This is a genomic window from Roseinatronobacter sp. S2, assembly GCF_029581395.1.
Classification (GTDB): domain Bacteria; phylum Pseudomonadota; class Alphaproteobacteria; order Rhodobacterales; family Rhodobacteraceae; genus Roseinatronobacter.
Genome location: NZ_CP121113.1, coordinates 40,334 through 53,111, shown reverse-complemented (window position 1 = coordinate 53,111; position 12,778 = coordinate 40,334). Strand labels below are relative to the sequence as shown.

At 60.9% G+C, this 12,778-nt stretch carries 14 protein-coding genes; 5 read left to right on the top strand and 9 right to left on the bottom strand.

Annotated features, from left to right (window positions below):
• Window positions 1-10: 10 nt before the first annotated feature.
• The 4 genes from P8S53_RS00245 (at window position 11) to P8S53_RS00230 (ending at window position 2,256) form a co-directional block, all read left to right on the top strand.
• A complete protein-coding gene (locus P8S53_RS00245) occupies window positions 11-874 on the top strand; it encodes an MBL fold metallo-hydrolase (RefSeq protein WP_277805162.1) in 864 nt (287 codons plus the stop codon).
• 76 nt (window positions 875-950) lie between these two features.
• The gene (locus tag P8S53_RS00240; RefSeq protein ID WP_306417843.1) at window positions 951-1,379 is read left to right on the top strand and encodes a YeeE/YedE family protein; all 429 of its coding nucleotides are present in this window, start codon (window positions 951-953) and stop codon (window positions 1,377-1,379) included.
• Window positions 1,379-1,813, top strand: coding sequence for a DUF6691 family protein (locus P8S53_RS00235; RefSeq protein ID WP_277805160.1), 435 nt, complete (start codon window positions 1,379-1,381; stop codon window positions 1,811-1,813). The genes P8S53_RS00240 and P8S53_RS00235 overlap by 1 nt, the downstream gene beginning before the upstream one ends.
• A gap of 17 nt (window positions 1,814-1,830) precedes the next feature.
• Window positions 1,831-2,256, top strand: a complete 426-nt coding sequence (locus P8S53_RS00230; protein ID WP_277805159.1) for a TIGR01244 family sulfur transferase — start codon at window positions 1,831-1,833, stop codon at window positions 2,254-2,256.
• A 260-nt stretch (window positions 2,257-2,516) separates the two neighbouring features.
• On the opposite strand, the gene P8S53_RS00225 is transcribed toward P8S53_RS00230, so the two are convergent.
• Window positions 2,517-3,296, bottom strand: coding sequence for an LOG family protein (locus tag P8S53_RS00225; RefSeq protein ID WP_306417842.1), 780 nt, complete (start codon window positions 3,294-3,296; stop codon window positions 2,517-2,519).
• A 138-nt stretch (window positions 3,297-3,434) separates the two neighbouring features.
• Here P8S53_RS00225 and dapD point away from each other — a divergent pair, with 138 nt between their 5' ends.
• Entirely contained in the window at window positions 3,435-4,265 is an 831-nt protein-coding gene (dapD, locus tag P8S53_RS00220) for a 2,3,4,5-tetrahydropyridine-2,6-dicarboxylate N-succinyltransferase (RefSeq protein WP_277805157.1), read from the top strand.
• Window positions 4,266-4,342: 77 nt separating this feature from the next.
• Here the strand turns inward: dapD and P8S53_RS00215 are convergent, their stop codons facing one another.
• The 8 genes from P8S53_RS00215 to P8S53_RS00180 all read right to left on the bottom strand — a co-directional run bounded on the left by P8S53_RS00215 (window position 4,343) and on the right by P8S53_RS00180 (window position 12,761).
• Window positions 4,343-6,526: an RNA degradosome polyphosphate kinase gene (locus tag P8S53_RS00215; protein ID WP_277805156.1), complete on the bottom strand. Its 2,184-nt coding sequence runs from the start codon at window positions 6,524-6,526 to the stop codon at window positions 4,343-4,345.
• Between the two features lie 72 nt (window positions 6,527-6,598).
• A complete protein-coding gene (locus P8S53_RS00210; RefSeq protein ID WP_277805155.1) occupies window positions 6,599-7,546 on the bottom strand; it encodes an META domain-containing protein in 948 nt (315 codons plus the stop codon).
• 97 nt (window positions 7,547-7,643) lie between these two features.
• Window positions 7,644-8,342: a DnaA ATPase domain-containing protein gene (locus P8S53_RS00205; RefSeq protein WP_277805154.1), complete on the bottom strand. Its 699-nt coding sequence runs from the start codon at window positions 8,340-8,342 to the stop codon at window positions 7,644-7,646.
• A gap of 3 nt (window positions 8,343-8,345) precedes the next feature.
• A complete protein-coding gene (locus P8S53_RS00200) occupies window positions 8,346-9,380 on the bottom strand; it encodes an AI-2E family transporter (protein WP_277805153.1) in 1,035 nt (344 codons plus the stop codon).
• A gap of 164 nt (window positions 9,381-9,544) precedes the next feature.
• On the bottom strand, window positions 9,545-9,895 hold the full coding sequence (locus P8S53_RS00195) for a hypothetical protein (RefSeq protein ID WP_277805152.1): 351 nt from the start codon (window positions 9,893-9,895) through the stop codon (window positions 9,545-9,547).
• A 15-nt stretch (window positions 9,896-9,910) separates the two neighbouring features.
• A complete protein-coding gene (locus P8S53_RS00190; RefSeq protein ID WP_277805151.1) occupies window positions 9,911-11,218 on the bottom strand; it encodes a sulfite oxidase in 1,308 nt (435 codons plus the stop codon).
• A 243-nt stretch (window positions 11,219-11,461) separates the two neighbouring features.
• Entirely contained in the window at window positions 11,462-12,214 is a 753-nt protein-coding gene (locus tag P8S53_RS00185; protein WP_277805150.1) for a hypothetical protein, read from the bottom strand.
• A gap of 4 nt (window positions 12,215-12,218) precedes the next feature.
• Window positions 12,219-12,761, bottom strand: coding sequence for an RNA polymerase sigma factor (locus tag P8S53_RS00180; protein WP_277805149.1), 543 nt, complete (start codon window positions 12,759-12,761; stop codon window positions 12,219-12,221).
• Window positions 12,762-12,778 lie beyond the last annotated feature (17 nt).

Genomic DNA, 12,778 nt, shown 5'->3' with positions numbered 1-12,778 from the left:
AGAACGCACCATGCACCCCGAAGTCACCGCATTTTTTGACGAAGCCACATTCACGGTCACCTATGTCGTGCGCGACCCCAGCAGCGCGAAATGCGCGATCGTGGATTCGGTTCTGGATTTTGACTATGCCTCTGGCCGGACAGACACAGGTTCGGCAGATGCTGTTGTGGCCTTTGTGAAGGACAAGGGCTATGAGGTCGAATGGCTGCTGGAAACCCATGTCCATGCCGACCATTTGTCCGCCGCGCCCTATATTCAGGAACGTGTGGGGGGCAAAATTGCCATTGGCGAGAATATCCGCATTGTTCAGGACACATTCGGCAAGGTCTTCAATGAAGGGACCGAATTCCAGCGCGACGGCTCGCAGTTTGACGCGCTGTTCAAGCATGGCGACAGTTTCCATATTGGCCAGATGCGCGGCGATGTCATGCACACACCCGGCCACACCCCCGCCTGCCTGACCTATGTGATCGGCGATGCGGCCTTTGTGGGGGACACGTTGTTCATGCCGGATTTTGGCACGGCGCGCTGTGACTTCCCCGGCGGATCGGCGGAAACCATGTGGGATTCGGTCCAGAAAATCCTGTCCCTGCCCGATGAAACCCGCATTTTTGTGGGCCATGACTACAAGGCCGAAGGGCGCGACACCTATGCTTGGGAAACCACTGTTGGTGCGCAAAAACGCATGAACAAACATGTGGGAAGCGGCAAATCCAAGGATGATTTCGTGCGCGCCCGCAATGAACGCGACGCCCAACTGGCCATGCCGCGCCTGATCGTGCCATCCTTGCAGGTGAATATGCGCGCAGGCCAGATGCCGCCCGCCGAAGAAAACGGCACCGTCTATCTGAAAGTGCCGGTTAACAAACTTTGAATACCCCAACATCACACAGACACAGGCGCGGCAGTCACATCTGCCGCGCTTCCATGCGAACAGGACTGATAACATGATTGAAACTGACTGGATTTGGGGCCTTGTCGGCGGCCTTATGATTGGGGTGTCGGCGGCGATATTCCTGCTGGGCAATGGCCGTATCATGGGCGCAAGCGGCATTATCGGCGGGCTTGTGGACCGCAGCGGATTGTCCAACTGGGATGAACGGCTGGCCTTTCTGGCGGCGCTGGTTGTGGTGCCTGCGCTTCTGCTGCCCTTCTATAACGTCGAGGTGACGACCAACATCACGAATAACCTGTGGATTGTGGTTGCAGGCGGGCTGTTGGTAGGCATTGGCACAAGGCTGGCCAATGGCTGCACATCCGGTCACGGGGTTTGCGGCATTTCGCGGTTTTCGCTGCGCGGCATTGTTGCGACCGTGTTCTACCTGCTTGCAGGTGGTATCGCGATGGTGCTGTTCCGGCATGTTCTGGGGGTGATCTGATGCAACGTGTATTACTTGCCGCCGCATCTGGCGGGCTGTTTGGCGCGGGTTTGCTGGTGTCGGGCATGACCGACACAACCAAGGTTCAGGGCTGGCTGGATATTTTCGGCGCATGGGACCCGACACTGGCATTCGTGCTGGGCGGGGCCATTTTGCCCATGCTGCTGGCGTGGAACATGACTACGCGTCGCGCGCAATCGCTTGTCGGCGTGCCATTCCCGTCCAAACCCGACCCGCGGCTGGGGCATAACCTTGTTGTGGGGTCTGTGCTGTTTGGTGCGGGTTGGGGGTTGGTGGGCTTGTGCCCCGGACCTGCGATTGCATCACTCAGTTGGGGGGGGACCGGCGGGATCGTCTTTATCCTTGCCATGATCGGCGGTATGCTTGTCGCAACGCCAATCCGTGTGCGCATCGACAAGCTTGCCGCACTCTGACCCAGCAGGAGCACTTGATGGACATTCGCCACCTGACCGACAGTTACGCCGTATCGCCCCAGATTACGCCAGAGGATGTGGCAACCCTTGCCGAGGCGGGGTTTACCACAATCATCTGCAATCGCCCCGACGGGGAAATCCCGCCCGAGGTGCAGGCCGATGCCATAGGCCAAGCGGTCGAGGGGGCGGGCCTGCGGTTTGTGGTCAATCCCGTAATCGGCGGGGCAATCACCATGGAGAATGTGACCGCACAAGGGGCGGCCCTGACCGACAGCACCGGCCCTGTGCTGGCCTATTGCGCATCCGGTAACCGGTCATCGATTGTCTGGGCGCTAAGTCAGGCAGGCCAGCGCCCTACGGATGAGTTGATCGCGATACCCGCGAAATACGGCTATGCGCTCGAACCCTTCCGCCCCACGCTGGAACAACTGGCCAAGGGGTAGGGGCGGGGTCGCCCCAGTCTGAAGGGGGCGGTTGTCCCCTTGCACAAAGCCCGCGCTATCGGTGGGCCGGGGTCTGCCGATCCGACGCCAGTGAAGTTCACTTTATGCGGGCTGCATACTCCCAAGATCATAGGCTTGGCATGACATCAGCCAAATCGGCAGGCCGCGGGACGGCCCACCGATGGCGCGGCGGGCTGCGCCCTTTGCTCCGCGCCTTGGAGCTTTCCCGATGTCAGAAAATGCTATGCACCCCCGCTAACTCAATCACACCCGTCCGGCTTGAAATTGTCGATAATCTCAATCGCCTCTGCGGCTGTTTCAACAAAGTGGAACAGCTTCAGGTCTTCGGGGCTGATGGTGCCCGCTTCTGCCAGCGCGTCCCAGTTGATGATCTTTTGCCAGAATTCCCGACCGAACAGGACAAAAGGCATCTTTTGCATGCGGTCTGTCTGAATAAGCGTCAGCGTTTCAAACAATTCGTCCAAAGTGCCAAAACCGCCCGGAAAGACCGCAATCGCCTTGGCGCGCATCAGGAAATGCATTTTGCGGATGGCGAAATAGTGGAAGTTGAAACACAAATCAGGTGTCACATAAGCATTGGGCGCCTGTTCATGCGGCAACACGATATTCAGCCCGATGGACGCACCGCCCGCATCCTTGGCCCCGCGATTGCCTGCTTCCATCACACCGGGGCCGCCGCCTGTGGCAATCACATCTTCGCGCCCGTAGCTTTGCACGGATCGCAATGTCATCAGGCGGGCGAATTCGCGCGCTTCGTCATAAAACCGCGCAAGGCCCGCCAAAGTGGGGGTGCTGGCCTGATCTGCATGTTCGGGGCGGGGAATGCGCGCGCCCCCGAACATGACGATTGTTGACTGAATGCCGCGTTCATTCATCAGCAATTCGGGTTTCAGCAATTCCAGTTGCAGCCGCACGGGGCGCAATTCGTCGCGCAGCATGAAATCCTTGTCAGCGAATGCCAGACGATAGGCGGGATGGCGTGTCTGCGCGGTGTCGGGAATGTCGTCCCAGTGCCGGATATCTTCGCTTGCGTCAGGAAAGGTGCGGTATTTGGGGTTCTCGTTCAAAAGGGCCTCCGGTTGCGCGTGGAAGTTGCGGTTTGCTTGTCCCAAGGCTATAGCCAAGCCAAACCGATGACCAGAGGAATGGAGTCCCCGATGACCGACACCGCCGCGCTTGAAACCGCAATCGAATCCGCTTGGGATGCCCGCGACAGCATCACCCCCGCCACCACCGGCCAGACGCGCGACGCCATTGAGGCCACGCTGGACGCGCTGGACAACGGCACCCTGCGCGTGGCCGAACGGCGCGACAATGGCGACTGGCATGTGAACCAATGGGCCAAGAAGGCCGTGCTGCTGGGGTTCCGCATCAAGGATATGGAACCCCATGAAGGTGGCCCGCAGGGCGGTGGCTGGTGGGACAAGGTGGACAGCAAGTTCAAGGGCTGGGGTGCGAACCGCTGGAAAGCCGCAGGCTTTCGCGCGGTGCCCAACTGCGTGGTGCGCAAATCCGCCTATATCGCGCCCGGCGTGGTGCTGATGCCGTCCTTTGTGAACCTTGGCGCCTATGTCGACAGCGGCACCATGGTGGACACATGGGCCACAGTGGGCAGCTGTGCGCAGATCGGCAAGAATGTGCACCTGTCAGGCGGTGTGGGTATTGGCGGCGTGCTGGAACCCATGCAGGCCGGTCCCACCATCATTGAAGATAACTGCTTTATCGGCGCACGCTCCGAAGTGGTCGAGGGGTGCATCATCCGCGAAGGGTCCGTTCTGGGGATGGGTGTCTATATCGGCAAATCCACCAAGATCGTGGACCGTGAAACCGGCGAAGTGACTTACGGCGAAGTGCCGCCCTATTCGGTGGTCGTGTCGGGCACGATGCCGTCCAAGGGTGGTGTGAACCTGTATTGTGCAGTTATCGTCAAGCGCGTCGATGCGCAGACACGTTCCAAGACCGGAATCAACGAATTGCTGCGCGACTGACCCTGACGCGTGATTTATTCGCAAACAAAGGCGCGCCATACCGGCGCGCCTTTTTCGTGTGATGCGCTGTGGCTGTGTCAGTCATCTTCATGTGTCAGTTCGGGCACATCTTCGGCACCCGCTGACCCGCGCCCCGACAGGGACGGGTTTTCCATGAAAAACCGGTGGCAGTTGAACAGGCGGCGTTCTTCGCCCTTGCCGGGCAGAACGCGCAGCGCGGGGCCATCGGGTTGCAAAACCCAGCTTTGCGCTTCATCCGCCAGATTGGCGGCCATGATCTGCCGCACGATCTGCGCCTTGACCGTGGGGTTCATGATTTCCACCAGCGTTTCCACCCGCCGCACCAGATTGCGCCCCATCCAGTCGGCAGAACTGATGAACACGCGCGCCTGATCGGATGGCAGGCCCGCGCCGTTGCCGAAACACACAATGCGCGAATGTTCCAGAAACCGGCCCACGACCGACTTGACGCGAATATTGTCGGACAGCCCCTTGATGCCCGGACGCAGCCCGCAAATTCCGCGCACGATCAGGCTGATTTCCACACCGGCGCGGCTGGCATCATACAGCGCATCAATTACATCGGGGTCGATGATGGAATTCATCTTGCACCAGATTTGCGCGGGCCTGCCTGCGCGGGCGTGTTCTGCCTCGGCTGCGATAAGCTGCAACATGCGCGGCTTCAGGCTAATGGGCGAAATGGCCAGATTTTCCAGCGCTGCCGGTTCCGCATATCCCGACACATAGTTGAACACGCGCGTCGCATCGCGCCCAAGTGCCGCGTCACAGGTGAACAGCGACAGGTCAGTGTAGATCCGCGCCGTGATGGGGTGGTAATTGCCGGTTCCGAAATGGGTATAGGTGACCAGTTTGTCCCCTTCGCGGCGCACCACAGCACTGATTTTCGCGTGTGTCTTGTAGTTTACGAACCCGTAAACCACATGCGCGCCCGCACGTTCCAGCCTGCGCGACTGGCGGATATTCGCGGCTTCGTCAAAGCGCGCTTTCAATTCGACCAGTGCTGTGACGGATTTGCCCGCCTCGGCCGCTTCGCACAGTGCGGCCACAATGGGGCTGTTGCGCGATGTGCGATACAGGGTCTGCCGGATGGCCAGCACATCAGGGTCGCGCGCGGCCTGTTCCAGAAACCGCACCACCATGTCAAATGTCTCATAGGGGTGGTGCAGCAGCATGTCTTTTTGCCGGATGGCCGCGAACATGTCGCCATGGTGGTCCTGCACACGTTCGGGCACGCGCGGGGTGAAGCCCGGCCACAGCAGGTCGGGGCGGTCATCCAGCACCAGTTCCTTCAGTGTGGAAATGCCCATGATGCCGCGCACTTCGACCACTTCCGCGTCGGATACTTCCAGTTCTTCCATGACCATGTCGCGCAAATCCTGCGGCGCGTCTGCGGAAATCTTCATACGCACGACTTCGCCCCTGCGGCGGCGTTTCAGGGCCACTTCGAATTCGCGCACCAGATCTTCGGCTTCTTCCTCGACCTCCAGATCGCTGTCGCGCAGCACGGAAAACGTGCACGACCCCAGCAACCGGTAGCCGGGAAACAGGTTGTCCATTTCCGCAAGAATCAGTTCTTCCAGCGGCAACATGCGGATGCTGTCACCGGGCAGGCGCAGAAAACGGTCGATCTGGCCGGGAATGGGCACCAATGCGTTCAGCTTGCGCCCGCGCTTGTCTTCCAACTCCATGGCCAGTGAAAACCCGGCATTGGGAATGAACGGAAACGGGTGCGCGGGGTCAATCGCCAATGGCGACAGCACGGGAAAGACATTTTCTAGGAAGTATTGCGCGGCGGCTGTGTGGTCGCCCTGCGTCAGGTCTTGGTGCGACAGGATGGTGATGCCTGCATCCGTCAGAAGGGGGCGTAAAACCACCCAGACTTCCTGTTGCTTGTCCATAAGGCGGCGGGCATCTTCGTTGATCAGCACAAGCTGTTCCGCAGGGGTGCGGCCATCATCGGACGGGCTGCTGTTGCCCGCCCGCGCCAGTTGCCGCAAACCCGCCACCCGCACAGTATAGAATTCATCCAGATTGGCCGATGATATGGACAAAAACCGCACACGTTCCAGCAAGGGCACGCGCGGGTTCATCGCTTCTTCCAGCACCCGCCAGTTAAAGGCCAGCCAGGACATTTCGCGATTGAAAAAACGCTCTGGCCCGCTGGGGTCAAACCCGTCCAGCACCTTGGCTTCGGGGAAGGGGGCGTTCAGGAAATTGGCGGATGGCAGGGGCTGGGTCATACTGTCCTGATAGCGTTTGAATGTGACGGTTTTATATCGGCGAATGCGAAGGGCAGACATATCATGCCCGCGCTACCGGCGCGCGGAAATAACCGGCTGCCCCCCTGCCAGCAATGTCAGCCTGCCCCCGTCCGATGACACCCGATACCCGTCCACACGGTGCATCATGGCCATAAACTGGCGTTCCTGATCCATCATCCCGTCGGGGCAGGTCATCCTTGTGCTGGCAATACGCCCGAAGGACAAGATGCCGCCATGCCGCCGATACCCGCCAATCAACCTGTTGCACCCGACAGACGCACTCATGCGGCCATCGGAATAGAACACCAGTTCGGTGCGGGACGGAAACACCGCCGCCTTCTCGCCGATTGCGGTAATATTCCAGACCCCTTCGGTGATGTCCAACTCTGGCCGCATCAGCACGCATTCCGCCAGTTCGGCACCGTCAATGCGCAGCAGCGCAGTGTCGCCCTTCATGTGAATGGACGTAGACGGTGTGTCGGGGGCTGTGAACAACGCGCCGGACGCAGCCACAGTCGGGGTCATTGTGATGACCTGCTCGTTGAAGCGCACCCGCACATCTTCGGGCAGAAAGCCCAGTTCAACCAGCTGCGTGCCACAAGCCAGAAGCGATGCAAACCCCATCGGCGCGGTGCGCAAGGCGCGGATGGCCCCAAGATCAAGCGCGTCGGTGCCGGGGTCAATGGCCACGGGTTCCGTCAGCCAGACCACATCATCCATCATGCGCAAACCCGCGCGCAGGACCAGCGACTGGTCTGCGGGTGCGTCTATTTCAAACGCGAACGGGCTTTGCGCGCCATCGGTGGGCTGGCGCAGCGCGCCCAAGCTGGTGTCGGACGCATCGCTGATATCGACAATCAGCATGGCATCATCGGGCAGGGCCATCCGTTCCAGCAGGATCACTTCACCCGTAATCGGGCGGGTGGGTTCATCTGCAAAAAGCGGGGCCGTGGACAGGCCGGACAGCAGCAAAATGCATAAAGACAGAAATCTGATCAAGGGGGGCGGCCTCCGGTGTGAAAATGAATAAAACTAAGATTATGCAGCGTTCCTGTAACGCACAAGAGGGGGGGCGCGTGAAAAGCGCCGCGCTCACTTATTCGGGATCACGCAGCCCGTTCAGGATTTCGGCGGCCAGATTGCGTGAAATGGGTTTCTTGCGCGCCAGCGCTGCCGCATCCAGCAGCGCCACAATATGCAGCGCGCCCCCCAGCGACCGTTCCATCCGTGGTAAAAGATAGGGGATAAGCGTGTCGGGAACACTGACCTGCCGGTCAGCAAACAGCTTGGTCAGCACTGCGGCCAGCAATGCATCATCGGGGGCCGCCAGCCCCACATGCGCCGCCGCCTGCAACCGCGACGCCAGATCAGGCAGGCGCAGGCCCCAGTCGCGCACAGGCCCGCGCGCCCCCAGCAACACCTGCCCGCCGGACGCGGCCAGCAGGTTGTGCAAATGAAACAGGGCCGCTTCCAGTTCCGGCTGTCCGGCAATCTGATGGGCATCATCCAGTGCCACATTTCCGCGTTCGGCCAGCGCGGGCAGGTCGGCCCCGTCCAGGTGCTGCGCGCGCAACAAGGCGGCGTCATGTTCTGCGGCCCAGACATGCAGCAAATGGGTTTTGCCCGCCCCTTCCGGCCCTGTCAGCACCAGTTTGCCCGCAGGCCACCCGCCTTGTGTGATCATTTGCAGGGCATGGGCGTTGCAGGGCGCAGGCACGAAATCGGCGCGGCTGTAGGACGCTGGCAGGTCAAGGGGCAGGTTGATCTGGCCCGCGCGAAACGGTGGTGATGTCATGCCCTAGTCCCGCCCGTATAATGCGCTGCCCTGATACTGCGCGATACCAAAGCGCACCAACACCCCGATTGCGGCCGCGACCGGCACGGCAATCAGCATGCCGGTAAACCCGAACATGCTGCCAAAGGCAGACACGGCAAACAGCAGCCAGACAGGGTGCAGGCGCACCGAATTGCCCACAATGCGCGGCACCAGAATATTGCCTTCCAGCACCTGTCCGACCACAAAAATGACGATAACAGCGGCAATCATGCCCGGCTCGCCCCAGAACTGCCACAGCGCAATCCCGATGGCCAGCACCCCGCCCACGATAGCGCCAATATAGGGGATAAACGAAATCAACCCCGCCACCACCCCGATGGCCAGCCCGAATTGCAGCCCCACCAGCCCCAGCGCGGTCGCGTAATAGGCCGCAAGGATCAGGCACACTGTCACCTGTCCGCGCACAAACCCTGCAATGGCACGGTCCACATCGCGGCCAAGCTGGCGCAGCGTGGGGGCATGCTGGCGCGGCAACAGATCATCCGCACCACGCATCACGCGCGGCCAGTCCAGCAACAGATAAAACGCAACGACCGGCGTGATGACAAGAAACACAAGCGCGCTGACCACCCCGGACACCCCGCGCAACACACCCTGCGCCAGATCTGCGCCACGGTCGCGGATGGCGTCGCCCATTGTGGCAAGTGACGATTTCAGCGTGTCTTCCAGATCGGGGAAATACTGTGTCAGAAAAGCCTGCGCCTGACGCAGCAGGTCGGGCGCGGTTTCGCTGAGCTGCACAAGCTGGGCAATAATGGCGGGAATAATCAGCAGACCGGCCAGCACGACCGCCCCAAGCGCCAGACACATCAGCGCGGCCACCGCCAGCACGCGCGGCACACCTGCGCGCACCAGCCGCAGCACAACAGGATTCAGGAAATACGCGATTGCCGCCCCTGTCACGAAGGGCAGCAACACATCCCCCATCACCCACAGCACCGCGATAAAGCCAAGACTGGCAATACCCCAATAGGCTATTTGTGTGCGCACAGGCATCAAGGCATCCCAAACTGGTTGCAGGCTACGTTCCCTATGCCATATCGCGCGGCACCGGCCTGCGTGCAAGTGTTCTGCGGGGGTGGGGCAGATAAAAGAACAGGCGCCACCCTGTCAAAGGGCCGCGCCTGTTCAGGGGCTGGGTTTTCATGGGCGGGGTTGGATTACCCTTCCCAGTCTTCGCCGATATAGGTTGCAAGATAGTCCAGCATGACGTCGCGTATGTCAGGTTCCGGTTCCATCATGCCCTGATCGTCGACCATCCAGTCCAGCAATTCGTCCCAGACACGCCGCGAATAGCCGCCATTAGTGACCGTGCGCAGGCTGTGGCAGGCAATGCAGCTGTAATACACCTCGTCCACACCCTCGCCGGGGGGCAGGGGGTAGAATTCGAAATCTTCGGGCACATCTGCCAATGTGGTGATCCGCTCGTCCGCGCTGGACAGTGATGGTGCAGCCATCACAAGCAGGGCGGCGGCAATGGCCGCCCCGCAGGTTGAAAATAGGGTTTTCATATTGGTTTGCTGTCCTTACACGGCGGTGAAATGGATGCGGTGGCAGGCGTTGTTCAGATATCCGCGCGGGTTCCAGCCCGGCACAACCATGGGCTGGCTGTTGCCCTGATTGTCGGTCGCGCGTGCCCAAACTTCGTAATATCCGGCCATTGGCGGAATGACGGTCTGTTCCCAGCGCTGCCATGCAAAGCGGTTGGCCGGTGCATGCAGTTGCGCCACCTGCCATGTCGCCCCGAAATCGATCGAGGTTTCCATCTTCACTACATGATTGTCACCTGCCCACGCCTGCCCGCGAATGGCAAAAGGCGCGCCCGCACGCGTTTCCGCGCCCGCGATCGGGTTGGTGATGGCAGATTTCACGATCATGGACCCCATGACCATCATATCTTCATGCGCGACTTCTGCCCCCGCTTCGACTGGGAAGCGCGGGATGCGGTAGCTTAGGCCCGTCATGCCGGGGCCGTCATGTTCGCGGTCACGCACCCAGATGCGGGTGACCCATTTCTGACTGACCGAGCCTGCCCAGCCGGGGGCCACGATGCGCGCGGGATACCCGTGTTCAATGGGAATATCCTCGCCGTTCATTTTCAGCGCGATAATTGTGCCGGGGTCCATCATCTTGTCGATGGGTCCGCCGCGCGAAATAGAGGGGCGGTCGGGGTCGCCGGACAGGTGTTCATCATAGCTGAAATGGCCCGTATACACCGCCGAAGGCTTCACCCCTGCACGCCGCAGGATGTCGCGCACGCGCACACCGGTCCATTCGGCATTGCCGATGGCCCCGATGGCCCACGGGTTGCCGCGTGGCAGCGGGTTGAAGCCCGCGCGCCCGTTGCCGCCGCATTCAAGCTGCGCCTGCATGGTGACCTGTTCGAAGTCATTCATCAGGTCGTCATAGGACAGTTCCAGCTCTTCATTCACTTCGCCGTCGATTTTCAGCCGCCAGTCAGCCTTGCTCATGGGCATGGGCATGGTGCCGTTGTTGCGGATGAAATGATGCGCCGCCGGTGTGATGTCATCATCCAGCAAATGCGCCGCCGCTTCGACATTCATGGGGCGGTCATTATGCACGATCATATCAGCATGTTTGGACTCGATGCTGAATTCGTTGATGGTTTCGGCAAGCGCCGCCGGCATAAGGCCCGCAGGCATATTGCTGCTGAAAGGTATTGTCGTGCCCAGCACCGCCCCCATAGAGGCAAGTCCCGCGCCCCGAAGAAATCCGCGCCGGTCCGGCCCGGCCTTGCGACCAAAAACCAGATACTCCGCGCGTTCGGGATCGTCATTGTAAAGTTCGATAAGCCCACGTTCTTTATTTGGCATGCTGTTCCATCCTCCCATGTCCAGAGCCATAAGGGTGCCGCTCAAGCGCCCTTAAGAGTAAAGACGAGCGGGGGATGCATATTATTCCCTGCGCGGGAAAATAAATATTCCGGTCGCTGGTTTTGGCAGGCTGGTCTGGTGCGCAGGAAGGGGGCGCTCGCGCCCCCTCGGGCCTGCGGCCCTTACCCCCTGAGGATATTTGGACCAGAATGAAAGAGGGATGCAGAGGCTGCCCGATGGCCGTCAGGCAAGGCAGGGCAGCCGCGCGGCATTGATCAATGCGATCTGGGCGGCGCTGGCGGGCAGGTGGTCGCGGCTTTTTGTATGTGCCGTTGTTGCGATGGTGGCAAAGCGCGCAGTGTCCATGTCCAGCGACACAATGCTGAAATGCAGACCCGATATTGTCCAGCTGGCCTGTTGCAGATGCTGGTCCAGATGAATGTCCAGTGCCGTGTCGGGCTGGTCATCAGGTTGGATAAACAGGCTGAGTTTGCACGCATTCGCCCCGATATAGCCCAGATGCAGGCCGTTCTGCCAGTCGCCCGCATAGGCAAGGTGCAGGCCGGTGGCGTGCATGACCGGCGTGAGCCATTCAAGATCATCAGGCATCTGGGCCTGCGCCTGCGGGTGGGCCGTATCCGCCCAAGCCTGGTGGGTGGCGAGCGGAGAGAGCGCAGCGCTGACAGCCGCGTCGGGACCGGTATGCTGCGGCGCGCCAAACCAGAGCGCCCCGCCGATTGCGGCGCCCAGTATCGCGGCCGCGATTGCGCCGCGCCATACCGGGCGTCTGCGATCAAGCGGCGCGGGAAGCGGTGGCAGGGGCGTATCTGCGTTCAGTGTTGTGACTGCGGATTTCAACCGGTGCAATGTGGCGACGTGGCGCGCAAGGTTCGGATCTTCGGCGATGGCCGCGATCACGGCGGCGGCCTGCGCGGGGGGCAGCGCCCCGTCGACAAAGGCGTTGAGTGTTTCATGCGAGAACCGGTGTTCGGACATTGCGTCAGACCCCGGTGATGCGACGGCCCTGCGCGCGTGGCAGGGCAATGAGCGTGTCGTCTTCTTGCAGGCTGAGGGCGAGAGTGGCGCGGGCGCGGCTGATCCGTGACATGATGGTTCCTTGCGGGACTTCCAGCAACTGAGACGCCTCTGCATAGCTGAAGCCGGCGATATCCACCAGTGCCAGAACGTCACGATGGGGTTTTGCGAGTTTCATGAACGCCTGACGCACCGCAAGGCGGTTGATGGTCAGATCATCAGGCCGGTCCAGCACGATTTGCAGATCGATATCGTCATCGGTGGTCAGTTCGGGCAGGCGGCCTGCGGCACGCAGCCCGTCGATCCACAAGTTGCGCATGATGCGAAACACCCACACGCGCAGGGCGGTCTGGTCGACCGGAACACTGCGGGCCGACATGGCGCGCAGCATGGTGTCCTGATACAGGTCTTCGGCATTGGGCAGGTTCGGGCAAAGTGCGCAGGCATAGCCGAACAACCTGCGGCGCAAGGCCAGAAGCGCGTCGTGGTGGCGGCGCTGTTTGGGCATGGGGACTCCCCTCCTGC